This window comes from Vibrio fortis, from assembly GCF_000695685.1.
GTDB classification, from domain to species: domain Bacteria; phylum Pseudomonadota; class Gammaproteobacteria; order Enterobacterales; family Vibrionaceae; genus Vibrio; species Vibrio fortis_A.
In genome coordinates this window covers 402,908-423,815 of sequence record NZ_JFFR01000033.1, presented here as the reverse complement: position 1 = coordinate 423,815, position 20,908 = coordinate 402,908, and the positions used below count along the sequence as shown (strand labels likewise).

Sequence of the window (20,908 nt, the reverse complement as noted above, 5' to 3'; positions counted from 1 at the left end):
TGGGACTCTAGGTGGAGTGAGCCCCATGGATTTTGAGCTAATCAACTAAACCCCTGTGTCTACTTTTTAGGGGCCACATCAGTCGCTACATCTAGCATCTAGCATCTAGCATCTAGCATCTAGCATCTAGCATCTAGCATCTAGCTAGAATAGAAAAAACAAAGCCCGAATCTAGGTTCGGGCTTTGTCTATTTGATGGTGCTATTAATCGTTATCAATTGTTCTTAAAACTCGACATGGGTTTCCGACTGCGACCACATTGTCTGGAATATCTTTGGTCACAACACTACCCGCACCGATCACACTGTTCTTGCCAATGTTCACGCCGGGGCAAATGATCACACCAGCACCAATCCAAGCATTGTCACCAATCGAGATTGGCGTACCGAACTCAACGCCTTCATCAACACGGCTCTTCACATCCAATGGGTGACCTGCGGTAAGCACTTGTACATTAGGGGCGAACAGCACATTGTCGCCAATCGTCACTTCTGCTACATCTAAAACGACGCAGTTAAAGTTGGCGTAGAAATTCTTACCCAGCTTAATGTTTGAGCCGTAATCACATCGGAATGGTGGCTCTAAATAAGCGCCTTCAGAGTCAGGGATCAAGGTGTTAATGGCAGAACGCCACTCGTCACTGTCTGGGATACTATTGTTGAGCTTTTGTAGAACCTTACGACACTCGATTCGTTCTGCGTACAGCTCTTCATCCCATGCTAAGTAAGGCTCACCAGCCAACATCTTCTGTTTTTCTGTTTTCATGTTCTTTATCTACTTACCAAAAACTTTTCGCCGATTATAGAGGCTTGTACTGACACAATAATCAACGCTGCGCACACTTTTACGATTCAATTTTGCCAATAAAAATAACTAACAGACGACCAATAATTAGGCTGAATCTTCCCTATAACCTAATAACAAAATGTAATGGTAGGCTAAACAATCGATAATTATCAATTTATGAAATGCACGCTATTCTAGTGATAATAGATCATGGAATAGAGGCGATAATGAAAGCAATTACCTACCAAAAATCGAGTGATACATTCTCAGTGTCAGAACTCCCAACACCCAATTTGGAAAGTGAATTTGATGTCTTGGTTAAAGTTGTGGCTGTCGCACTCAACCCTGTAGATGCAAAAATCAACTTTTGGCATGGAATGGTGCCAAATATGGACGATCAATTTGTTGGTGGCTTAGACGTTTCAGGTGAAATCATCGCAGTCGGCAGCAAGGTAGAAAATTGGCAGGTGGGTGACAAGGTGCTGTATCACGGTAATATGCGACGCGCTCATGGTGGTTTTGCAGAACTCGCCATTCAAGACGCTCGCACTTTGGTTCCCCATCCAAACACCTCTCCAGAAATAGCCGCCTCTCTGCCATGCGCTGCGTGGACGGCCTACCGGGCCTTGGTGGATAAACTGCATGCCAGCAACAAAGAGAGCTTACTCATCACTGGTGGTTCAGGTGGCGTAGGCAGCTTTGCAATTCAAATTGCCAAAGCACTTGGTGTAAAAACCATTATTACGACTTGCTCACAAGCCAATCATGCGCCGGTTCGTGAGCTTGGTGCGACTCACACCGTTGATTACCGCAACTCAGATGTCATTGCAGAAGTGATGAAGATTACTCAAGACCAAGGTGTGGATATTGCGCTGGATTGCGTCGGTGGCGATAACGACAAACTTGCTGCTGATGTATTGGCTTATGAAGGCGAAATGGTTGAGTTAGTGCAAGTCGTGGCACCTGATCGCTACGACAATGCTTTCCTTAAAGGTCTCAGTTTCCACCAACTTAGCCTAGGCTCAGGTCATGTGAATGGTGCTAAAGGCATGAAAACTTTAGTCGACGCAGGCAACGCCGTTAATGCTTTGGTTGAATCAGGTGACGTAGTCGTTCCTAACCTCAAAGTAATTACTCTCGAAGAGATTGGTCACGCGCTGCCGGATATGAGAAACCAGCGCACGGTTGGCAAAATCATCGCCAAGCTGGCTCACTAGTCTCACACTATATCGAACATCCCCAGCCTAGAAGTGATTCACTCCAGAACCTTCTAGGCATTCCTTTAAATCGAGTATCTTAGCGACTGAGTACCGACTCTCGAATGACAAGGCTACCCGTAGTGTTGATGTCATCTGCTTGCGCTGAGTCACCGACGATTTTCAGAATCGCCTTTTGCGTCATCTGCTCTAATGGAACGCTCACAGAGGTTAAGCTAGGCGTTAAAAACTCGCCCACTTTGCTGTTATCAAAACCAACGATAGAGATATCTTGAGGTAGCTTGTAGCCCTTCTCTAGAAAGGCTTTCATCGCGCCGATCGCCATATCGTCATTTTCCGACAGTACCGCGGTAAAAGAGATGTTGTTAGCCAACAAATCCTGCGCTGAGGTATAACCACTCTCCATTGTCCAATCACCTTGTACGGCTCTCAATTCGTCGTAAGCAATCTTGTGCTTCGACAAAGTATCGCGATAAGCGGCGAAGCGCTGTTCATCTGTCGATGACCCTGATTTTCCTCGGATCACCGCGATCTGCTGATGACCTTGCTCAATAACATGCTCCATCATCGCACAAGCACTTTGATAATGATCGGTAGTGATAGCATGCTTAGGCTTCGAAGGCATTTCTCGGTTAAGCACAAGAATGGGAGTGTCAGTACTCTCGATGAGCTGCGCAATTTCAGATTCACTCAAGCATTGCGGGTAAATGATGATCCCGGCGCACTTCATATCGAGTAGAAAGTTAATGGCTTTTCGCTCGTCTTCAGCGCTGTGTTTACCATCGGTGATCACCAACTGATGATTGTATTTTTCACTGTAAGAAGCGGCGTGATACATCAAAAATGAGAAGTAAGGGCCATTGAACAGCTCATTGGTGATCACAAAGCCGATGAAGTTGGTCTTCTTGGTCGCCAATTGTTGAGCCAACAAGTTTGGTCGATAGCCTGTCTCCTGAATCGCATCAAAGACCTTCTTGGCAACGTCAGGCCTTACGATGTTCTTGCCGTTCAGCACGCGAGAAACCGTCGATTTCGAGACGCCAGCGCGGTTCGCAACATCAAGCATGGTTACCATTCACTTACCCTTCTATAAAAAATTAGCCGACCTAAGCCAGCTAATTGTATTGCTTAGTGAAACGGCAACGCTCGCTGCCGTTTAATTGCAGGCATTCTAAATAGAGGCACCGTTAGATGCAATCACGCCTTTGTACCACTCAAAAGACTTCTTGCGTTTACGCTCCAGAGTCCCTGATTGGTCGTTGTGCTTATCTACGTAAATGAAACCGTAACGCTTTTTCATCTCACCTGTGGTGAACGATACTAAGTCGATGCAGCCCCAAGGGGTGTAACCCATTAGATCAACGCCATCGATCGCAACGGCTTTTTTCATCTCTTTGATGTGATCGCCAAGGTAAGCAATACGATAGTCATCATTAATGCTGCCATCTTCTTCGATGGTATCAACCGCGCCGAAACCATTCTCAACGATGAACAGTGGCACTTCATAGCGCTCATAAAGAGATGCTAAGCAGTAACGCAGGCCTGTTGGGTCAATCGGCCAGCCCCAATCGCTCGACTTGATGAACGGGTTCTCTACCGAGTTTTCATGTCCACCGTCCATCGCTTCTTCTGTAGATTGGTGAGACGACGAATCCAAGGTATTCGACATGTAGTAACTAAAGCCTAAGTAATCGGCTTTACCCTCTTTTAGGATCTGCTCATCTTCAGGCTGCATTTCGATATTAAAACCTTTGATAGCCCAATCACGCTTGGCGTAACTTGGATAGTGACCACGAACCATGACATCAGAGAAGAAGTAGCGATCACGCATCGCTTGCTGCGCCACCATGATGTCTTCTGGCTTTGAAGAGCGAGGATAGAAAGGCACCATCGCACACATCGCACCGATCTGAAGATCTGGGTTGATCTCGTGACCTTTTTTCACCACCAATGCGCTTGCAACAAACTGGTGGTGAACCGCTTGATACATCGCTTCTTGTGGCTTTTCGCATTGTGGGAACTTCACGCCAGAGCACAACCAACCAAAGATGTCCGCCGAGGTGTTCATCTGGTTGTTGATCTCGTTAAACGTCATCCAGTATTTAACTTTGTTCTGGTAACGCTCCATCACCGTGGTTGAGTACTTAACAAAGAAGTCGATCACTTTGCGATTCATCCAGCCGCCGTATTCTTTCGCTAGATGGTAAGGCATTTCAAAGTGGCTCAGTGTAACAACAGGTTGGATATCGTATTTCAATAGCTCATCAAACAGGTCATCGTAAAATTTCAAGCCCGCTTCACACGGCTCAGCTTCATCGCCATTCGGGAAAATACGCGTCCACGCGATACTGGTGCGGAAACACTTAAAGCCCATCTCAGCAAATAGCTTAATGTCTTCTTTGTAGCGATGGTAGAAATCCACAGCAACTTGGTTAGGGTAGTTTTCACCGTCGATCACACCATCGGTGATTCGACGTTGTACACCATGAGCGCCTGCCGTTAACACATCGACCACACTCACACCTTTACCATTCGCATCCCAGCCGCCTTCTAGCTGATGTGCCGCAACCGCGCCACCCCATAAAAAATCGTTTGGAAATTCGTTATTCATACCATCACTCACTACAAGTTATTCGTCAGAAAATAGATAGGTTTAAGGTAACAAACTTAAAAGCTGCAACTCTGAAACCGATTTCAAGATAACAAAAAGATACACCTTGAAACCGGTTTCAACAATAAGTTTTTGCGGTTTATTTGATCATAGAGATCAAGTTTATGAGCCAAGTGATCGGTATACCTTTGATATTAAGGAGAATAAAAGTGTTGAAAGGGGAATAAAAATTTTGAGAGATGAAAAGCACCGGACTAATAGATTTAGTCCGGCAACTGGGGACTACTTTTTCCAAGCAAATGGTTCGAACGCTTTGTCCACTGGCGTTTCTGCTAGGTGGTTAACGTAGTTGCTGATCACTTTTTGCGACAAACCAAGAATCACTTCTAAAACCTGTTTCTGTCCGTAGCCAGCACTGTAAAACGCCTCTACTTCCTCTTTAGAAACATTACCTCGCCCTCTCACCACACTGAGCGTGAAGTCTTTTAGAGCTTGCAGCTTCTCAGTTGGTAGGGCTTCATCGTTTCGCAGCGCTTCAGTGATCGCAGGATCTACCTTCATTGAGTGTGCGATCGCAGTATGCGCCGGAACACAATAGTGACATTCATGTTCAACGTTTATGGTTTGCCACACAACGGTGAGCTCTTCTGCGTCGAAGGAGCTATTCGTGAACTGCTGATGCAGCTCTTTGTACGCATTAAGTATTTCTGGAGACTCAGCCATCACTGAGTAAAGGCCGGGGATCATCCCCATCTGTTTCTGTGCGCCTTCAAGAATTGCTTTACTGCCTTCTGGTGCTGTTTCAATAGTATGAAATTTAAAATTGCTCATCGTCTTTATCCTGTTTGTTTTACAAAGACAACCGAACATAGGCTCAGTTGACATCAATAAAACCATATTAGAACGAACGTTCAAAAATTAAAACATCGAAGCCCAACAGTTTTTATTCATTTTTGATCTAAGTGAGAAGATTAACTGACATGAAAACAATAAGAGCCACGATATTGACTCGTAGCTCTCTATGAGATGACAGCATAAGACTATGATTTTAAATAGAATAATCTCTATTCAATGTTCTAAATAGTACTGTTCATGCGCTTGCTTGTATTGAGTGTTCTGCTCTCCAAGATAGAACTGAACCAGCTTAAGATCATCGACAGATAGGTGGATCCAACCTTCTTTCAGACGAACCCAGTTATTATCTTGGATTTGATAAACGCTTGGAAAAGTACCCCAGCCCGATTCGGATACTTGTAATTCACTAAAACGCAAAACCTGTTCAATCGGCTGGCTGTCCATATTTGGAGACTCATATACAGAAACCGCTGGCATGGTTTGCTGAGGCGTAAATTGGTAGCAACTTATCGATTCAAGTGAACGATCAAACCATTGGTATTTTTTCGCTTCTACGTAATTTACAACACCACAATCGTTAAACTGAATTGCCCATACCTGCCCATCCTGGAAGCCCAAGTACCCAATCGGCTCATCAACCACCTCGCTGGTCGTCTGGCAACCGACCAGCAGAGATAAACCTAGAAGACTAATAAGAGGTTTACGCATAAAAGTATCCGAGTTGATATGTTATCAACTGAGAATAGCCCGTTTTAGACCGTAAGTTCTAGTCGATTACCATCTGGATCGAGAACGCAACTCTCATAATACCCATCGCCAGTTCTTCTTGGACCGTCTAAACGCTCGTAACCGTCTTCAACCAAGCGTTGGGTTAGATCGTCAACCGCTTGTTCTGAGCCCAATGAAATCGCCACATGAATAAACCCAGTGAACTGATCGTAGATATCATCTTTCGACTCAGGTACTGAGTCCATCTCCATGATCTCCAATCGGCTACCGCTATCGAAAGACAAGAAGTAAGACGAAAAGCCCTTAGTCGGATTGTGATACTTCTCGTTAGAAGTGGCGCCGAAGTAATCTTGGTAGAAGCGTTTAAGCACTTCTAGTTGTTTCGTCCAAATCGCAATGTGTTCGATTTTCATGGCATCTATTCCTAATCATTCAATCAACGACAAATAGATTAGGGTAAGAAACCGGAACATTAAACAGAACAAAATTAGGCCACTTTGTTCCTAGATTAGCATCGCCAAGTTTGAAGATGAGCTGAACAACATTTTTGTAACACTAGCTTGTGTATTAAGACTATTTGCTCCATAGTCGCTTTTTTGAACGGTCAGGTCATACGCCATGCTAAGCTTCGCTAAACTACTGATACTCGCCTCTATTTGGGGTGGCTCCTTTCTCTTTATGCGGATAGCCGCCACACCGCTTGGCCCCGCTACGCTGATCGAAGCCCGCGTACTTTTTGCCGCGCTAACACTGCTGATCGTCTCGATTTATTTAAAGAAGACACTCAAGTTTACTGAGCATACCCGGCACTTCTTTATACTTGGACTGTTCAATACGGCGTTGCCTTTTCTGCTATTCGCCTACGCAGCACAAACGCTGAATGCCTCAACGTTGTCGATTCTTAACTCTACAGCACCTATCTGGGCGGCCATCATCGGCGCGGTGTGGACTAAGACTCCACTCGAAAAGCGCGTGGTCGCAGGCCTTGGGCTTGGTGTTACAGGTGTGGGAATTCTGGTTGGCTGGGATGCAGTCAATATTGGCAGCGAAGCAATCATTCCAATTGGGGCAGCTGTGTGTGCAGCTCTCAGTTATGGCATCGCCTCTAACTACACCAAAACCGCACCAAAGGTGGAAGCGTTCAGCAATGCACATGGCAGCATGTGGGCATCGGTATTGTTAGTTTTGCCGTTTGTTTTCTTTATTCCAGTAAGAGAAGCACCAGACTTAACCATCACCACATCGGTGATCTTATTGGGCGCTGTCTGCACTGGCTTGGCTTACCTACTCTACTTCAACCTAATTAATGAACTGGGGCCATCACCTGCACTTTCGGTGACCTTTTTGATCCCAGTGTTTGGTATCTTGTGGGGACACTTATTCCTAGATGAGCACATCGGTATCAATACCATCTTTGGCTCTATCTTTGTCATCATAGGCACCATGCTCGTTACTGGTTTATCACCCTACGCGATGCTTCAAGCAGCCAAGAGACGAAGAGCCAAACAGCCTTCATAGGCTTTAGGCCCTCATTCATATCAATACCAAAACGGCCTCTGTATTCGAGGCCGTTTTTGTTGAATCACAGTTTGAGTAACAGTTAAGAAAATCACCACTCTCCCTTCAGAGTAAGCTCTAGCATTCCGTTCTCAACGTACCTTGGCATGAAGTTTTAGTGGATTTCGTTTCGATATTCTCTTTAACGTAACGGCTTAATCGCAGCCACGCAAAACCACCCGCCAATACATTCGCGCATGACGCTGCAACAACCGCGTATATCATCTCTCCCGTAGAAGCACCGATCCATAATGCTGGAATGTAGAAGATGAAAAGACGTGCAAACGACACATTTAACGCCTGTTTAGGTAAGCCAAGTGCATTGAACACCGACGCCACCAACATACACAAGCCCAGTGGTCCGAAACTAAATGGGATGAACAGCAAGCTAACTTCAAACCAGTGCTGAATAGTCGCTTCGTCAGATAACGTGGATGCAAGTAAGCCACTACTCAGAGCTAAAACAGCCGCAATCACCAAGTGGAAAGTCAGTAAGAACAGCGCCGATGTCTTCAGTAATTCTGGAATTCTATGATGCTGCTTAGCACCAAGATAACGGCCAATCATTGGAGGAATCGACATGGTTAGTGCCAACGACATCACCAAAACGAAGCTCTCAACGCGTGACAATAGACTCCAAAACGCCATTTCACTGGTTCCCATGTGAGCAATCAACCACATAGTAAAAAAAGCGCTCACTGACGGCAAAATCTGATTCATGGTAGTTGGAATCACGGTTCTCACCAACTCAGAAGCATCTTGTTTGATCTGTTCGCTGCTCGCATCAGACAAGCCAAACCAACCACGGCCTTGCACTTTGATAAGCATGTAAACCGAACAAGTCAGGTAGCCCATAGTTGAAGCGACCGCTGCACCAGCAATCCCCATATCGAGCCAGAAAATCAGAATCGGATCGAGGATCAGGTTAATGATACTCGCACCAAGAAACATGCTGCCTGTGGTTTTAGTATCGCCATTGGCTCGATAGATACAGGTCATCAAGTAGAGCAGCGCAACGCTCAGTGCACTCATTAACCAAACTGGCCAATACTGATTGAACACGGCGAGCAACAATTGATACTGCTGCGGTGGCACATCAGCAATAAACGAATGGAATACCCAATCACTAAATAAGATCAGGACAAAACAGAGCAGAGCGATGGTGACCATACCCGCACCGACCGACAGTGTCGCCATAGAGCTAGCTTTGCGGCTGTTTTTTGCACCAACCGCCTGTGAGATAATCGAGGTGGCCGCAACTCCCATTCCAACTTGTACGCCAGTAAACGCAGCCTGAAATGGCAGGGTGATACCGTGCACCGCGAGTTCGTTGACACCTAGCATCCCAATGAAAATGGAGTCCACTAGCTGAACCATCATGATCGCAAATACCCCCACCGTTAACGGCAAGGTTTTCTCTATCACAATGCGCAGAGTGGTTGGCAGGCTTAGCGGCATAGTTGGGCTCTTTGTTCTGTTTTCTCAGCATGCAGTATACGGAGCACACAGAGAAAGATAACCGCCAACATTCCTGAATGAGTTTCAACGTTTTGTATATAATCCTTGCACCATTCGTGATCCGTGCATTATTTGACCACTTTTGCTCTGTAACCGTGTGACACGACAAAAACTTTGCGCAGATGATCTTTGTTATAAGAATCTCTCCAGCTATTTTTTGAAGGGTTAATAATGCAAAAAATAATTCTTATCACAGGAGCAACCGATGGGATTGGCTTGGAGACCGCAAGAGTATTGGCTCAACAAGGACACCACCTACTCATTCACGGTAGAAACCGCGCCAAATTAGAACGCGTTGCTGCCAGCTTACGTCGCCTCTCTAAGCAGGCTAACATTGAACATTATCTTGCTGACTTATCGGTCCTGGCCGAGGTCGAACAGTTTGCTCAACAAGTGATCCGTGATCATCGTAAGCTCGATGTTCTGATCAATAATGCGGGTGTATACCGCGTCCCTGAAGTGACCACCAAAGATAATCTAGACACGCGTTTTGTAGTAAATACCATCTCCCCCTACCGACTTACTCGCTTGTTGCTACCCCTTTTCGATGCCACAGGTCGCATCATTAATCTATCTTCAGCAGCACAAGCCCCTGTCGACCTTAATGCCTTGAGCAGCCCTAATGCGGGTGATATTCACGGCCCCATTTATGCGCAGAGCAAACTCGCTCTTAATATGTGGTCAATGGAACTGGCTCAATCGCTGGCAGGAAGTGGGCCTTCAGTCATTGCCGTCAATCCAGCTTCATTTTTGGGCAGTAAACTGGTTAAAGAGGCCTACGGCTTAGATGGCAACGACTTAGCCATTGGCGCTGACATCCTATGCCGAGCAGCATTATCAGACGAGTTTGCTGATGCATCGGGCCAATACTTTGATAATGACTCAGGGTTATTTAAGCCTCCCCACGCCGATGCTCTTGATGACCATAAAAACCAACAACTGGTAGAAACATTAGATCGCCTCATAGAGGCCAAAGCCTAATCGAAAACAGCGGTACAAATTGTGCCGCTATCTTCCTTCCTTTTTATCGCATCTCCCAGCCATAAGCCGCTACCCGGTGTCAGATAAAACAAAAGTTCAATTCGAGCGCAACGGCAACGTAGTCTTCATCCATCGTGTCTGATATGGTGTCGCAAGAATTTCTGTCACGGATATGAGCATGACTATGAACAGACTCACAATATTAGACGGTGGTATGGGCAGGGAGCTCAAAGAGATTGGCGCTCCTTTTTCACAGCCACTTTGGAGTGCTCAAGCACTTATCGAAGCCCCACAATTTGTGACCCAAGCCCACCAGCACTTTATCGATGCCGGTGCTGAGCTGATCATCACCAACAGCTATGCGTGTGTTCCGTTCCACCTCGGTGAGCAGCTTTTTTCTGAGCAAGGCTTTGAACTCGCAGAGTTATCTGGAAAACTGGCGCAATCAGTTGCTCAGTCTGCGAATCACACAGTTGCGGTTGCGGGTGCGATTCCACCTCCATTTGGCAGCTACCGACCGGATCTATTCAAGGCCGAGCAAGCAAAGCCTATCGTGCAAACTTTGTATGACGCGCAAGCACCGTACGTAGATTTGTGGATGGTCGAAACATTATGCAGTTTGGAAGAATTCAGCGCTATTCATGACGTATTGAAAGAGTCAGATAAACCTTGCTACTACGCGTTCAGCCTGAGCGACGAAACGGGCTCTGCAGCAACGCTGCGATCAGGGCAAGCCGTGACCGATGCTATCAAGCTGGCGGTTCAATCCAACGCAGCAGCGGTGCTATTTAACTGCTCAGTCCCGGAAGTGATGGAGCAAGCAATCAAAGATGCCAAACAGGTATTGATTGAGTTAAGCAGCACAATTGAGATTGGTATTTATGCAAACAATTTTGCACCGATCAGCAGCAAACATGAGGCGAATGATACTCTACAGTGTATGCGAGAACTGTCTCCAGCAGACTACCTAGTTTATGCAAAACGTTGGTACCAACTGGGCGCAACCATCATTGGCGGTTGCTGTGGCATTGGTCCTAAACACATTAAAGCGCTCAGCGATTGGAAGTTAACGCTGACTGAGCAATAAAGTTATCAATCACTGCCTTGCCGTTTGCCTGTAAGGCGGTGATACCTCTTCTCCTCGTTCCTATTACCGTTTCCTCCATCTCTTAGTCGCTCATTGCTATCACAACTCTATTTGGTCCCTGTTTTATACAAGAACACCATCTAGGACACGCTTTACCTCGCATTTGCTTGCTCTTCGGACGCCTCAAAAGCTATGATATAACATAACATCTTATGGATATATACAGCTCTCATAATGGAAATGTTTAATGACAAAGCCCGTAGATACTGATGCTCAGCTCAAACATGTCGAAAACAACTTTAAAGCGCGTGGTAAGCAGCTAACCGCGACAAGACGCCTAATACTTCGTGCTCTGATTGGGTCAGGAAAAGCACTCTCTGCCTATGACATTGTTGACTACTGCCGAGATCATTTGGATAAGACGATTCAAGCTATGTCCGTCTATCGTATTCTTGAGTTTTTAGAAAAGGAGCACTTGGCTCATAAACTTAAGGTGTCCAATAAGTACATTGCTTGCTCGCATATCCTTTGTGAGCATGAACACGGCATCCCTCAGTTTTTCATCTGCTCTAAGTGTGACAAGATCAGTGAACAAACCATCGACCCCAAGCTGATCATGGATTTGCAATCCAATGCGCGAGAAGAAGGCTTTACCGTGATTAGTCCGCAACTAGAGATAAATTGTGTTTGTGATGATTGCCTGAAACAAGAAAAGACATGCTGTGGAAGTACGTAAATGAAAAAGCTGGGCAGGTGTGCCCAGCTCAAATAAAGGGTGTATTAGCACGACTTATTAGAAATTATACTCAGCAATTTTAGACGGTGTACCGATATCATGCTTTGGTGCGATAGCTTTCATCGGTTCCATTTTCAGCTGGCCGTTATGAAAACAGAACTCGACCAACTCTGCTGAAGACATCTTCATTTTGTAGCCAACTTCCAAACGTTGGAACATACCATTGCACTCAAAATCTTCAAATTTCACTTCAAAACCGACCAGCTGATGTTGGTGTTGGCCGTCATTAAAGTAAATGTTGTGCTGCGCGTAATCGGCTGTTTTTAGTAAATCCAAAACCAAGCTTAATGAATCTGCTGTAAAGACAAGCATGAAAATCTCTCTCTAAATTATTATCCCAATACGGTGTTATTGATTATTTAATTATTAACACTCGGGCGCACTATAGCCGACAGCCTTTAACAAATGAGTAACCATGCGTAAGGGTTTGTAATCTGGAAAACTTCCATTGATTTAATTTATGCATTTCCTATGAGATAATTGTGGGTATTAGGACGTGTTGATCTTTCTAGCAAAACTTAACCACGAAAAGTCAACATACCCTAGCCTATTCGCATTATGTTTTTCTTTTAGGATCCCACTCAATGTTTAAAAGAGTGTTGCAAGCACTATTCCCTTCTTTGAAGGGGCAACCATTAAAAACCTCGCAAGAATCAGTAAACACCGTTGAAAGCCGGTCTCAACAGCAGCAATCAGAGGTGACTCAACCAGCAACGCCTCAGCACACATTAAGAGCCGATAAACCTCTCAGCCCGCATGACGCGGATTTTCTGAATTATCTGTTTGGGGAATCTCGATTGAACACGGAATCAGACCCATTCAGTGATTTCGTTGCAGCACGTATTGAAAAACTGCTTCTGTCGCCAAAGGCTCTGCTCAATGAACTACCAGTCATGCCTGCTTCGATCACGACTTTAATGAGTGAACTAAAGAGTGAAGATTTCAATGTTGAAACTCTATTGAAAGTCATCGACAAAGAGCCAAGCATGGCAGCTGATATGATCAAGCTGGCAAACAGCGCACGCTACCGCCGCTCTGAAAAAGAGGTCACGAATCTAAAGACCGCATTCATGAATATGGGCTCACAAGGTCTGATTGAGGGTGTAATTAACGCCTATCTGAAAGAGTTCTCCCCAACATTGAACATCTACTGGCGTCAGTTTGGTGAGAAGATTTGGGATCACAGCCTACAAACGGCCTGCTACTCGAGAGAACTACTTAAAGACAGCACTTCGAACGAAGACGAGTCAACGGCCTACTTTGTTGGACTTATTCGTAACTTAGGCAAGATGATCATCTTCCAAGTGATGGTAGAAGCATTCCGTCATGTTGACCCGAGTGTTCCGCCGAACTCCACCGCCTTTAAACGATTGATCAACAGCTATTCCATCAAGCTGACCTACACACTTGCCAAGTTCTGGGAGCTACCGGAATCAGTATTTTTAGCGATCGCTTATCAGGAATCACAGAAGTTTTCGGCAACGCCATTAGCTATTGCGGTGCTAGAAGCCAACTACCTGAGCGAACTGCAATCTCTGTTGCGATCAGAGATCATCGATCTTGAGACTTTTGAGAAGCGCAGTGAGCAACGCTTAGCACAGCCAAAATCATTAGCGATTGTCGAAACGATCAGAGCCGAAGCAGCTGAACTTAACGTTGCGTAACAGACACTTATAGAAACGGGCAGTTACGTAAAAACAATAAAAGGGGCTCCAATGGGCCCCTTTCTGATTTCTGTAGATAGTCGATTATCTTTAGCCTTGCGCGACTTCCAATACAATCTTACCAACATGGTTTTTCTTCAAGAACTCTTGCTGTGCTTGATGAATATCAGCCAATGAGAAAGACTGAGCCACGATCGGGCGAATCTGTTGTTTTTCGATTCGATTAATCAGATTTTGGAACACTTCAGGCTCAAGTACTGTACAACCAAAGAAGCTTAGGTCTTTAAGATAAAGAGTGCGCACATCTAGCTCTACCATCGCACCGCCGATTGCGCCTGAGACGGCATAGCGACTACCTGGTTTTAACACTTCCAAGAACTGCGGCCACTGGTCACCCGCCACCAAATCAATCACCACATTCACACTGTTTACGCCAAGCGTCTCAATAAGGTTCGCGTCTCGAGGAATCACTTCATCCGCACCGAGATCTAACAGTTGTTGATTCTTGCTCGGACTGGTTATCGCAATCACATACGCGCCACGCGCTTTAGCCAACTGAATCGCGGCAGAGCCTACACCACCAGAAGCACCCGAGATCAACACGCGATCACCTTCAGCGACTTGAGCACGAGTGAGCATGTTCTCTGCGGTTGAATAGGAGCAAGGAAATGAAGCAAGCTCAATGTCAGACAGTTCACTTTGAACCGCGTAAGCATGTTTAGATGCAACCTTAGTGTATTCAGCAAAGCCACCGTCGCACTCAGAACCAAAGTACCAAGGCTGAGGGAGTTCTCGACCATACACTTCTGTTAGACATGGTTCGATCATCACACGCTCACCAATACGAGACTCATCAACTTGCTCACCCACTGCAACGATAACACCGCACACATCTGCACCTTGAATTCGTGGGAATTTCAAAGACTCACCAGACCAACTGGCATCATCAGAATCATCGCTCTTCGAGTACCACCCAATACGCGTATTAATGTCGGTATTGTTAACACCCGCCGCCATCACCTTAATCAGTACTTCGTTAGGTGCGGGCGTTGGAACCGCAACATTCTCTCGGTATTGCAGCATCTCTTCTCCGCCATGGCCTAACATCTCAACGGCTTTCATCGTTGCTGGTACATCAAAACTCATAATGAATCCTCAATTAACAGCGTTTTAGCTGTGTTTTTCGCAGAAGCGACGGCTGCTTGGCCGAGTACAAGCCATGCACTTGAAACGCCTTCATGCAATAGAAATAGTGGGGTAGATAACGCTTCGTTGTGACTCAACTGCCCTAACAGAGCTCGCACTTCATGTTTGTGGTCGAGTACGGCTTGGTTGATCAACTCATTGTCAGGAAACGCAGCAATCGCGTTCATCGACAAGCAACCGTGTGGTGCGTACTCTTCCATCCAATTTTGAAGCCGAGTAAACACGTGATCGATGCTCTCTTCAGCGCTTTGCGGTGTTTCTTCGAGTAACAGACTTAAATAGCGCTGGTGACGATGTTCAAGAGCTCCAACAATCATCGCCTCTTTTGAAGGGTAATGTTTGTACAAGGTTCTTAAGCTCACACCACAAGCTGTTTTTAATTGAGCAACACTTGGCTCAGCAAAACCGTGTTGGCTAAATGCAACTTCAAGAGCTGCAGCAATCTGTTCTTTCAACATAGAGCAATCTCAATACGTTTCAGAGGAAATACATCAACGCACTCACAAAGGTAGAATGGTTGTTCTACCTACAGGGTAGAGCGATCATTCTACCCTTGTCAATCACTGTTGATAGTCAGCCATCTGATAGCTAAGCCTTCGCTATCTAAACCCTCACTAAATCAACCTGTTACCAGTTCAGACTTTCTGTTCTTTTTTTGATTAGAGTAGGTCGCGGAGACTGAAATAACACCGCACACAACTAAACTAACACCAAGATTTTGCCCGACGCCAACCAAGGCCAGTCCGCCTCCAATCAACAAATAGTAGAGCAAGCCAAACAGCGCGCCGGCGCTGCCTACTTGAGCGCGATAGTTGATCAAGGCTTTGCTCAGCACATTGGGAATCGCAACCCCAAATGACATCACCACCAGCATCATAGGCAATAAAAACGTGACTTGGTGTTGAGTCAGCCACACACCAATGCCACCGACTAACAGCAGTAACGCAGCGAGTCTCAAAAGTTGTTGTGACGTTTTACCACGTGCCAGTAACGCTTTGTTTAGGTAGCTGCCAACCAGAGTTCCGAGGCCTAGCACCGCGCCGCTATAACCGAACTGCTCATTGCTCATCCCCATCTGAGCAAAGGTAAATGCGCCCAATTGGTAGTATGAAAAGAGAGCTACGTTGTAAGCGCTCACTAGCAGTGCAGATAGCCATATTTGGCGATCTTTGAGCATGGTTAAAGCGAGCGATTTGAGAGCAACGCTAGTATCAGGCTGATTCGTTTCACTTAGTTTGGTTTCAGACAGCTTAGTTTCAGGCAACGTAAAGAGGCTATGTAACAACGCGGCTAACGCCATCAGTAGCAATGCTAAGAAAACCCATTTATGGCCACCCAATGCACTTAACTGGCTTCCCAACAACATGCCTAATACAGGGCTGATGGAAATACCAATCCCCATATAGGCGAAGACCTTGCTTAACTCTTCACTGGTGAAGCAGTCTCTCAGCATGGTTTGCGTGACCACAGACCCCACAGCGATTCCAAAAGCACTCAATGCTCGCGCCATCATCAGCACAGTGAAACTCGCAGTAGAGATAGCGATACTCGCCGCAATCACAAATACCATTAGGCCGAGTAACATGGTGATGCGTCTTCCTAAGCGGTCAGCCAATACACCCCATACCACCACACCAAGTGCAAATGCGCCGAAATAGACAGAGAGGGTTTGAGCCGCTTGCGAATAACTGACGGCATAAGCGTCAGCAATAGACGTCAACGCTGGGCTATAAATGGTTTCTGCGACCTGTGGAAGCATCAATAGCAGTACCATTTGCCACAATGACGGTTTTATTTTCATGGTTGTTTCTCCGAATCAATCAACTTGACGCGCAGTGTAGAGCAACCTACCCTTGACCCATTAACAACATTAAAACCAAAAACATCAAGATTCGGACAAATGGCACTGATCACTCCCAACACTCATTTTGATGCTGACTCCATCGAGGCAAAGGTGGTCGGAATTGCAGCTGATGTCGGGCAACATGATTCTGGGCTTCATCAGCACCAAAAAGGACAGCTACTTTATGCACCTCACGGCTGTATTACGCTGACCTTGGAGCAAGCCATTTGTATTCTTCCGCCAACCAAGGCAGTGTGGATACCTCCAGGTACAGTGCATCGCGCACAAATGACTAATGTAGTTGCTTACCGTTCTATTTACTTCGACGTGGGTGAGTTTAGTTGCCCTGACACCATTACAACCGTGGATGTAGATGAGCTCCTCAAGGCGCTCATCAATCGAATGGCATTGTGGGATTGGGATATTGAACCCGAGCGGACCAGCAAGGCAACCGAGCTGTTTTGGGAAGAGTTTTACAATGCGCAGACTCAATCTTTGGTGCTGCCACTGCCACAAGATCGTCGATTGACTAGGTTTCACCAACAAGTGCCAAAGCCTGAGTTCTTACCGCCAAGCCTAACCGAACTTGCTGGCCAGTCAGGTGCGAGCACCAAAACGATGAGTCGCATTTTTAAAGCTGAAACGGGCATGAGCTACCAAGATTGGCGTCAGCAGTGGCGATTAATGAAAGCCATAGAACTGCTCGCCACCCCACTGCCCGTATCTGAGGTCGCACATCAACTAGACTTCTCATCTGACAGCGCCTTCATTGCCTTCTTCAAACAACAGACAGGCAAGACACCCTTGGCGTTTAATCGATAAGCAACTATCGAGTCTGTTCAATAATGAGCTCTCTCAGCCATTTGTGGCTTGGTTCAGAGTCGTAATAACGGTGCCACAGTAAGAATAGACCACCCGGTACCAGCTCTATCGGTATCTGTTTCATCACCAGTTCACCGCTCTCGATGTAGTCTCTTACCGAGTTATAGGGGTAACACATCAATAGATCGCTTTGCTTACAGAGCTTCACGGCACTCGATATATCAGAGACGTTAGCCGCCTTGTTAATCTTGAGCTGCTTCGCTTGCAGTATTTCTAGCAATAACCAATCGCCTACCCCACCCGTCACCAACTGAATATGTCGATATTTGAGGAAGGTGTTTAGGTTCCACTCTTCCTTCAATGCTGGGTGATCTTTACGCATTAAGCAGACTGAATAATCTTGAAGTAGCTCAACGTAATTGAGATCAGAAGGAATACTATGTACGTGCGTGCTGGCGCGCTCGTCTAGCTCGAAAATGCCAATACCGAAGTCCACCTCTCGCTTTAACAGGCGTTTATAGGTTTCACCGGTCCATGTCGTGCTGTTTATGGTGATGTTCGGAGCTTGTGCAAGCGCATTAGGCATAAACTTAGGGTAAATAGCGGTGTAGGCCGTCTCGACGAGATCAATGTTAAAGGTGCGCTCACTACCAAGAGGGTCGAAATCCTCAGGCACAGTAAGTTGTTCAACTTGGAGTAATATTTGATGCACTTTCGGGGCAATTTCCAGCGCTTTGGGCGTTGGAAACAGACCTTTAGACTCACGTTCGAACAAAGGATCATCAAACAAAGTCCGAAGTTTTGTGAGTTGTTTACTCACTGCTGATTGGCTCAAAAACATTCGCTGTGCGGTCTTGCTTACACTGCGCTCTTCGAGTAAAACGTGCAAGCAGAGCAAAAGATTCATATCGCACTTCAGTAATCGCTTCACATCAACCATGATATTCCTCAGATTCACATCAAAAATGATTTTATGTCACTTTCAATCATATCATGAAGTTGGTAATTTAGACCCATATAACCTATGAGTTAACTACTCAAGAATAATAGAACTAAGGAATACTCATGAACTTTCTAGCACTCCCTAAGATTGATCTTCACTGCCACCTAGACGGAAGCGTTCGTCCAGACACCATCATTGATCTTGCAAAGCAATACGATATTGAGCTACCTGCAGACCGTGATGCCGTAGTTGAGTCTCTTACTGTGCCAGAAGACTGTAAGAATCTAGATGAGTACCTAGCGTGTTTCTCTCTACCACTTAAAGTAATGCAAACTGAAGAAGCGATTGAGCGTATCTCTTACGAGCTTTACGAAGACGCAGCTCTTGAGAACGTGAAATACCTTGAAGTGCGTTTTGCACCTATTCTTCACGTAAACAAAGGTCTGTCGCTTGATACGATCATCGCAAGCGCTGTGAAAGGCATGAAGCGTGCAGAAGAGAAGTACGACATCAAAGGTAACTACATCCTTTCTGTTCTTCGTATGTTCCCGAAAGACTCTATCAAAGACGTGATCGATGCAGGCCAAGCTTACCTAGGCAAAGGTGTCGTAGCATTTGATATCGCGGGTGGTGAGAAGCCAGGTTTCTGTGCAGAGTTCCCAGAGTACACAAAATACGCTATCGAAAAAGGCTACCGTGTGACAGTACACGCTGGTGAGCAATGGCACGGTCAAAACGTTTACGACGCGGTAACGCTACTAGACGCTGAACGTATTGGTCACGGTGTTCACATCCAAGGTAACGAAGATGCGTACAACATCGTGAAAGAGAAGCAAGTAGCGCTAGAAACATGCCCAACAAGTAACGTTCAGACGAAGTGTATTCATAAGTTCAGCGACCACCCTATCTCTGAATTCCAGAAAGACGGTATCGTGGTAACGATCAACACTGATAACCGCACAGTATCGAACACAACCATGACTAACGAAGTTAAGCGTGTATGTGAAACGTTCGACTTAACCAAAGAAGATTACGCTCAAATCTACAAATACTCTGTAGAAAACGCGTTTGCTTCAGACGAAGTAAAACAACACCTTATGAGCTTCGCAGACCAAATCTAATAAGGTTTGAGTAACGCAAGATAAATCAGGAAGAGAAAGGCGAAAGCTTTTTTCTTTTTTATTACCTATTTGTCGTTAACCTATATTCAAGATTGACTAACGAGTAGTGCAGAGATGAAAACAGAACTCGAAAAAATGTTGTCAGGCGAGATCTTCGATGGCGCCGATCAAGAAATCGACCAAATGCGTACTCATGCCCTGCATGCTCTCTCTGAATTTAACCGAAGTACAGATGCCTCTCAGCAAGAACGCTTGCAAACCAACCTATTTGGAAAAGTAGGCAAGAGTATCGTGCGCGCTCCCTTCCATTGTGAGTTCGGAAAGACCATCGAGATAGGTGATGACACCTTCATCAATATGAATGTGGTGATGCTAGATGGCGCGAACATTAAGATCGGCAACAACGTAATGATCGGTCCGAGTGCACAGCTCTATACTGCTTCTCACTCATTGAATCATCTAAGCCGTCGTAAATGGGAAACCTTTTGCCAACCAATTACGGTTGAAGACGACGCTTGGATTGGTGGTAACTGCGTGATCAATCAAGGCGTCACTATTGGAGCTCGCTCAGTGATCGCTGCAAACTCAGTAGTCAACAGCGATGTACCACCTGATTGCCTCTATGGTGGAACACCAGCAAAGCTGATTCGCAGGCTCGATGTTGATAAGCAAAGTAGCTAAACATACTGATAAAAACGGCCATCACAATGATGGCCGTTTTTATTAACCGAGCAAGGCAACGCCATGCATCACCACGACACTGGATGTAAGGATTCCCCTCATGCCCATGTACCCTTCTGGCAATTGGTTTTGAGGTTGGGGCCTAAGTTGGTATTCAGAGAACCAGACTGCGATATACCCCGCCGCTAGCACTGTGATAGTGAGGCTGGTGCTGCCAGCCCCTTGCAATAACGCAGCCCATGCAATCAACAGAAAAACATTACTCAACAGTAGCGCGTTGCGGCTCAAGCTTTGCTCTGGGTAGTCAATGGCTCTGCCCCACAGCACACCAGATAGGAAGCTCAGAATGACAACACTGTAGCTGACAAAGAGCTGATCTCCTCCCAAAGAGAAAAACTGAGCGTCTAACAACATCAACAACAGACCGAACGCAAAAGGTATCAGGCCAAGATAACCTAGCCTTAGCATGGTGCTTCTTGTTTGTGACATAT

22 protein-coding genes are annotated in these 20,908 nt (G+C 45.8%); 9 read left to right on the top strand and 13 right to left on the bottom strand.

Going from position 1 to position 20,908, the window contains the following annotated elements; genetic code table 11:
* Window positions 1–204 precede the first annotated feature (204 nt).
* Complete coding sequence (locus tag VFDL14_RS00005) at window positions 205–765, bottom strand: sugar O-acetyltransferase (RefSeq protein ID WP_032553855.1); 561 nt, start codon at window positions 763–765, stop codon at window positions 205–207.
* Window positions 766–1,013: 248 nt separating this feature from the next.
* Between VFDL14_RS00005 and VFDL14_RS00010 the strand changes: the two genes are divergently transcribed.
* Complete coding sequence (locus tag VFDL14_RS00010) at window positions 1,014–2,003, top strand: zinc-binding dehydrogenase (protein WP_032553853.1); 990 nt, start codon at window positions 1,014–1,016, stop codon at window positions 2,001–2,003.
* A gap of 79 nt (window positions 2,004–2,082) precedes the next feature.
* Here VFDL14_RS00010 and VFDL14_RS00015 read toward each other — a convergent pair whose 3' ends face one another.
* The 5 genes from VFDL14_RS00015 to VFDL14_RS00035 all read right to left on the bottom strand — a co-directional run bounded on the left by VFDL14_RS00015 (window position 2,083) and on the right by VFDL14_RS00035 (window position 6,611).
* Window positions 2,083–3,078, bottom strand: coding sequence for a LacI family DNA-binding transcriptional regulator (locus VFDL14_RS00015; protein WP_032553852.1), 996 nt, complete (start codon window positions 3,076–3,078; stop codon window positions 2,083–2,085).
* Between the two features lie 96 nt (window positions 3,079–3,174).
* The gene (locus tag VFDL14_RS00020; RefSeq protein ID WP_032553851.1) at window positions 3,175–4,614 is read right to left on the bottom strand and encodes a 6-phospho-beta-glucosidase; all 1,440 of its coding nucleotides are present in this window, start codon (window positions 4,612–4,614) and stop codon (window positions 3,175–3,177) included.
* Between the two features lie 282 nt (window positions 4,615–4,896).
* Entirely contained in the window at window positions 4,897–5,445 is a 549-nt protein-coding gene (locus VFDL14_RS00025) for a carboxymuconolactone decarboxylase family protein (RefSeq protein ID WP_032553849.1), read from the bottom strand.
* A 237-nt stretch (window positions 5,446–5,682) separates the two neighbouring features.
* Window positions 5,683–6,177 (bottom strand): hypothetical protein, encoded by a 495-nt coding sequence (locus VFDL14_RS00030; protein ID WP_032553848.1) that lies wholly within the window; start codon window positions 6,175–6,177, stop codon window positions 5,683–5,685.
* 44 nt (window positions 6,178–6,221) lie between these two features.
* Window positions 6,222–6,611 (bottom strand): VOC family protein, encoded by a 390-nt coding sequence (locus VFDL14_RS00035; protein WP_032553847.1) that lies wholly within the window; start codon window positions 6,609–6,611, stop codon window positions 6,222–6,224.
* A 265-nt stretch (window positions 6,612–6,876) separates the two neighbouring features.
* On the opposite strand from VFDL14_RS00035, the gene VFDL14_RS00040 reads away from it, so the two are divergent.
* Window positions 6,877–7,716 (top strand): DMT family transporter, encoded by an 840-nt coding sequence (locus VFDL14_RS00040; RefSeq protein ID WP_032553890.1) that lies wholly within the window; start codon window positions 6,877–6,879, stop codon window positions 7,714–7,716.
* 117 nt (window positions 7,717–7,833) lie between these two features.
* Here the strand turns inward: VFDL14_RS00040 and VFDL14_RS00045 are convergent, their stop codons facing one another.
* Window positions 7,834–9,213, bottom strand: coding sequence for an MATE family efflux transporter (locus VFDL14_RS00045; protein ID WP_032553846.1), 1,380 nt, complete (start codon window positions 9,211–9,213; stop codon window positions 7,834–7,836).
* Between the two features lie 231 nt (window positions 9,214–9,444).
* On the opposite strand from VFDL14_RS00045, the gene VFDL14_RS00050 reads away from it, so the two are divergent.
* The 3 genes from VFDL14_RS00050 (at window position 9,445) to VFDL14_RS00060 (ending at window position 12,077) form a co-directional block, all read left to right on the top strand.
* Window positions 9,445–10,254 (top strand): SDR family NAD(P)-dependent oxidoreductase, encoded by an 810-nt coding sequence (locus VFDL14_RS00050; RefSeq protein WP_032553845.1) that lies wholly within the window; start codon window positions 9,445–9,447, stop codon window positions 10,252–10,254.
* Between the two features lie 184 nt (window positions 10,255–10,438).
* The gene (locus tag VFDL14_RS00055) at window positions 10,439–11,341 is read left to right on the top strand and encodes a homocysteine S-methyltransferase family protein (protein WP_032553844.1); all 903 of its coding nucleotides are present in this window, start codon (window positions 10,439–10,441) and stop codon (window positions 11,339–11,341) included.
* Between the two features lie 247 nt (window positions 11,342–11,588).
* Window positions 11,589–12,077: a Fur family transcriptional regulator gene (locus VFDL14_RS00060; protein WP_032553842.1), complete on the top strand. Its 489-nt coding sequence runs from the start codon at window positions 11,589–11,591 to the stop codon at window positions 12,075–12,077.
* Between the two features lie 57 nt (window positions 12,078–12,134).
* Here the strand turns inward: VFDL14_RS00060 and VFDL14_RS00065 are convergent, their stop codons facing one another.
* The gene (locus tag VFDL14_RS00065; protein WP_032553841.1) at window positions 12,135–12,449 is read right to left on the bottom strand and encodes a hypothetical protein; all 315 of its coding nucleotides are present in this window, start codon (window positions 12,447–12,449) and stop codon (window positions 12,135–12,137) included.
* A 272-nt stretch (window positions 12,450–12,721) separates the two neighbouring features.
* Between VFDL14_RS00065 and VFDL14_RS00070 the strand changes: the two genes are divergently transcribed.
* Window positions 12,722–13,801, top strand: coding sequence for an HDOD domain-containing protein (locus VFDL14_RS00070; protein ID WP_032553840.1), 1,080 nt, complete (start codon window positions 12,722–12,724; stop codon window positions 13,799–13,801).
* A 90-nt stretch (window positions 13,802–13,891) separates the two neighbouring features.
* Here VFDL14_RS00070 and VFDL14_RS00075 read toward each other — a convergent pair whose 3' ends face one another.
* The 3 genes from VFDL14_RS00075 to VFDL14_RS00085 all read right to left on the bottom strand — a co-directional run bounded on the left by VFDL14_RS00075 (window position 13,892) and on the right by VFDL14_RS00085 (window position 16,808).
* Window positions 13,892–14,947, bottom strand: a complete 1,056-nt coding sequence (locus VFDL14_RS00075; RefSeq protein WP_032553839.1) for an alcohol dehydrogenase family protein — start codon at window positions 14,945–14,947, stop codon at window positions 13,892–13,894.
* Window positions 14,944–15,465: a TetR/AcrR family transcriptional regulator gene (locus VFDL14_RS00080; protein WP_032553838.1), complete on the bottom strand. Its 522-nt coding sequence runs from the start codon at window positions 15,463–15,465 to the stop codon at window positions 14,944–14,946. The genes VFDL14_RS00075 and VFDL14_RS00080 overlap by 4 nt, the downstream gene beginning before the upstream one ends.
* 161 nt (window positions 15,466–15,626) lie before the next feature.
* On the bottom strand, window positions 15,627–16,808 hold the full coding sequence (locus tag VFDL14_RS00085; RefSeq protein ID WP_032553837.1) for a Bcr/CflA family efflux MFS transporter: 1,182 nt from the start codon (window positions 16,806–16,808) through the stop codon (window positions 15,627–15,629).
* Between the two features lie 99 nt (window positions 16,809–16,907).
* Here VFDL14_RS00085 and VFDL14_RS0123610 point away from each other — a divergent pair, with 99 nt between their 5' ends.
* Window positions 16,908–17,672 (top strand): AraC family transcriptional regulator, encoded by a 765-nt coding sequence (locus tag VFDL14_RS0123610; RefSeq protein WP_032553836.1) that lies wholly within the window; start codon window positions 16,908–16,910, stop codon window positions 17,670–17,672.
* 4 nt (window positions 17,673–17,676) lie between these two features.
* Here VFDL14_RS0123610 and VFDL14_RS00090 read toward each other — a convergent pair whose 3' ends face one another.
* On the bottom strand, window positions 17,677–18,612 hold the full coding sequence (locus tag VFDL14_RS00090; protein WP_032553835.1) for a LysR family transcriptional regulator: 936 nt from the start codon (window positions 18,610–18,612) through the stop codon (window positions 17,677–17,679).
* Window positions 18,613–18,737: 125 nt separating this feature from the next.
* Between VFDL14_RS00090 and add the strand changes: the two genes are divergently transcribed.
* Window positions 18,738–19,736, top strand: a complete 999-nt coding sequence (gene add / locus VFDL14_RS00095; RefSeq protein ID WP_032553834.1) for an adenosine deaminase — start codon at window positions 18,738–18,740, stop codon at window positions 19,734–19,736.
* 114 nt (window positions 19,737–19,850) lie between these two features.
* A complete protein-coding gene (locus tag VFDL14_RS00100) occupies window positions 19,851–20,417 on the top strand; it encodes a sugar O-acetyltransferase (protein WP_032553832.1) in 567 nt (188 codons plus the stop codon).
* 42 nt (window positions 20,418–20,459) lie between these two features.
* Here VFDL14_RS00100 and VFDL14_RS00105 read toward each other — a convergent pair whose 3' ends face one another.
* Entirely contained in the window at window positions 20,460–20,906 is a 447-nt protein-coding gene (locus VFDL14_RS00105; protein ID WP_032553831.1) for a DUF3429 domain-containing protein, read from the bottom strand.
* Window positions 20,907–20,908: the final 2 nt, after the last annotated feature.

Coding starts and splice junctions, on each gene's coding strand:
- VFDL14_RS00005 (WP_032553855.1), bottom strand. CDS start 765: ATGAAAACAGAAAAACAGAAGATGTTGGCTGGTGAGCCTTACTTAGCA.
- VFDL14_RS00010 (WP_032553853.1), top strand. CDS start 1,014: ATGAAAGCAATTACCTACCAAAAATCGAGTGATACATTCTCAGTGTCA.
- VFDL14_RS00015 (WP_032553852.1), bottom strand. CDS start 3,078: ATGGTAACCATGCTTGATGTTGCGAACCGCGCTGGCGTCTCGAAATCG.
- VFDL14_RS00020 (WP_032553851.1), bottom strand. CDS start 4,614: ATGAATAACGAATTTCCAAACGATTTTTTATGGGGTGGCGCGGTTGCG.
- VFDL14_RS00025 (WP_032553849.1), bottom strand. CDS start 5,445: ATGAGCAATTTTAAATTTCATACTATTGAAACAGCACCAGAAGGCAGT.
- VFDL14_RS00030 (WP_032553848.1), bottom strand. CDS start 6,177: ATGCGTAAACCTCTTATTAGTCTTCTAGGTTTATCTCTGCTGGTCGGT.
- VFDL14_RS00035 (WP_032553847.1), bottom strand. CDS start 6,611: ATGAAAATCGAACACATTGCGATTTGGACGAAACAACTAGAAGTGCTT.
- VFDL14_RS00040 (WP_032553890.1), top strand. CDS start 6,877: ATGCGGATAGCCGCCACACCGCTTGGCCCCGCTACGCTGATCGAAGCC.
- VFDL14_RS00045 (WP_032553846.1), bottom strand. CDS start 9,213: ATGCCGCTAAGCCTGCCAACCACTCTGCGCATTGTGATAGAGAAAACC.
- VFDL14_RS00050 (WP_032553845.1), top strand. CDS start 9,445: ATGCAAAAAATAATTCTTATCACAGGAGCAACCGATGGGATTGGCTTG.
- VFDL14_RS00055 (WP_032553844.1), top strand. CDS start 10,439: ATGAACAGACTCACAATATTAGACGGTGGTATGGGCAGGGAGCTCAAA.
- VFDL14_RS00060 (WP_032553842.1), top strand. CDS start 11,589: ATGACAAAGCCCGTAGATACTGATGCTCAGCTCAAACATGTCGAAAAC.
- VFDL14_RS00065 (WP_032553841.1), bottom strand. CDS start 12,449: ATGCTTGTCTTTACAGCAGATTCATTAAGCTTGGTTTTGGATTTACTA.
- VFDL14_RS00070 (WP_032553840.1), top strand. CDS start 12,722: ATGTTTAAAAGAGTGTTGCAAGCACTATTCCCTTCTTTGAAGGGGCAA.
- VFDL14_RS00075 (WP_032553839.1), bottom strand. CDS start 14,947: ATGAGTTTTGATGTACCAGCAACGATGAAAGCCGTTGAGATGTTAGGC.
- VFDL14_RS00080 (WP_032553838.1), bottom strand. CDS start 15,465: ATGTTGAAAGAACAGATTGCTGCAGCTCTTGAAGTTGCATTTAGCCAA.
- VFDL14_RS00085 (WP_032553837.1), bottom strand. CDS start 16,808: ATGAAAATAAAACCGTCATTGTGGCAAATGGTACTGCTATTGATGCTT.
- VFDL14_RS0123610 (WP_032553836.1), top strand. CDS start 16,908: ATGGCACTGATCACTCCCAACACTCATTTTGATGCTGACTCCATCGAG.
- VFDL14_RS00090 (WP_032553835.1), bottom strand. CDS start 18,612: ATGGTTGATGTGAAGCGATTACTGAAGTGCGATATGAATCTTTTGCTC.
- add (WP_032553834.1), top strand. CDS start 18,738: ATGAACTTTCTAGCACTCCCTAAGATTGATCTTCACTGCCACCTAGAC.
- VFDL14_RS00100 (WP_032553832.1), top strand. CDS start 19,851: ATGAAAACAGAACTCGAAAAAATGTTGTCAGGCGAGATCTTCGATGGC.
- VFDL14_RS00105 (WP_032553831.1), bottom strand. CDS start 20,906: ATGTCACAAACAAGAAGCACCATGCTAAGGCTAGGTTATCTTGGCCTG.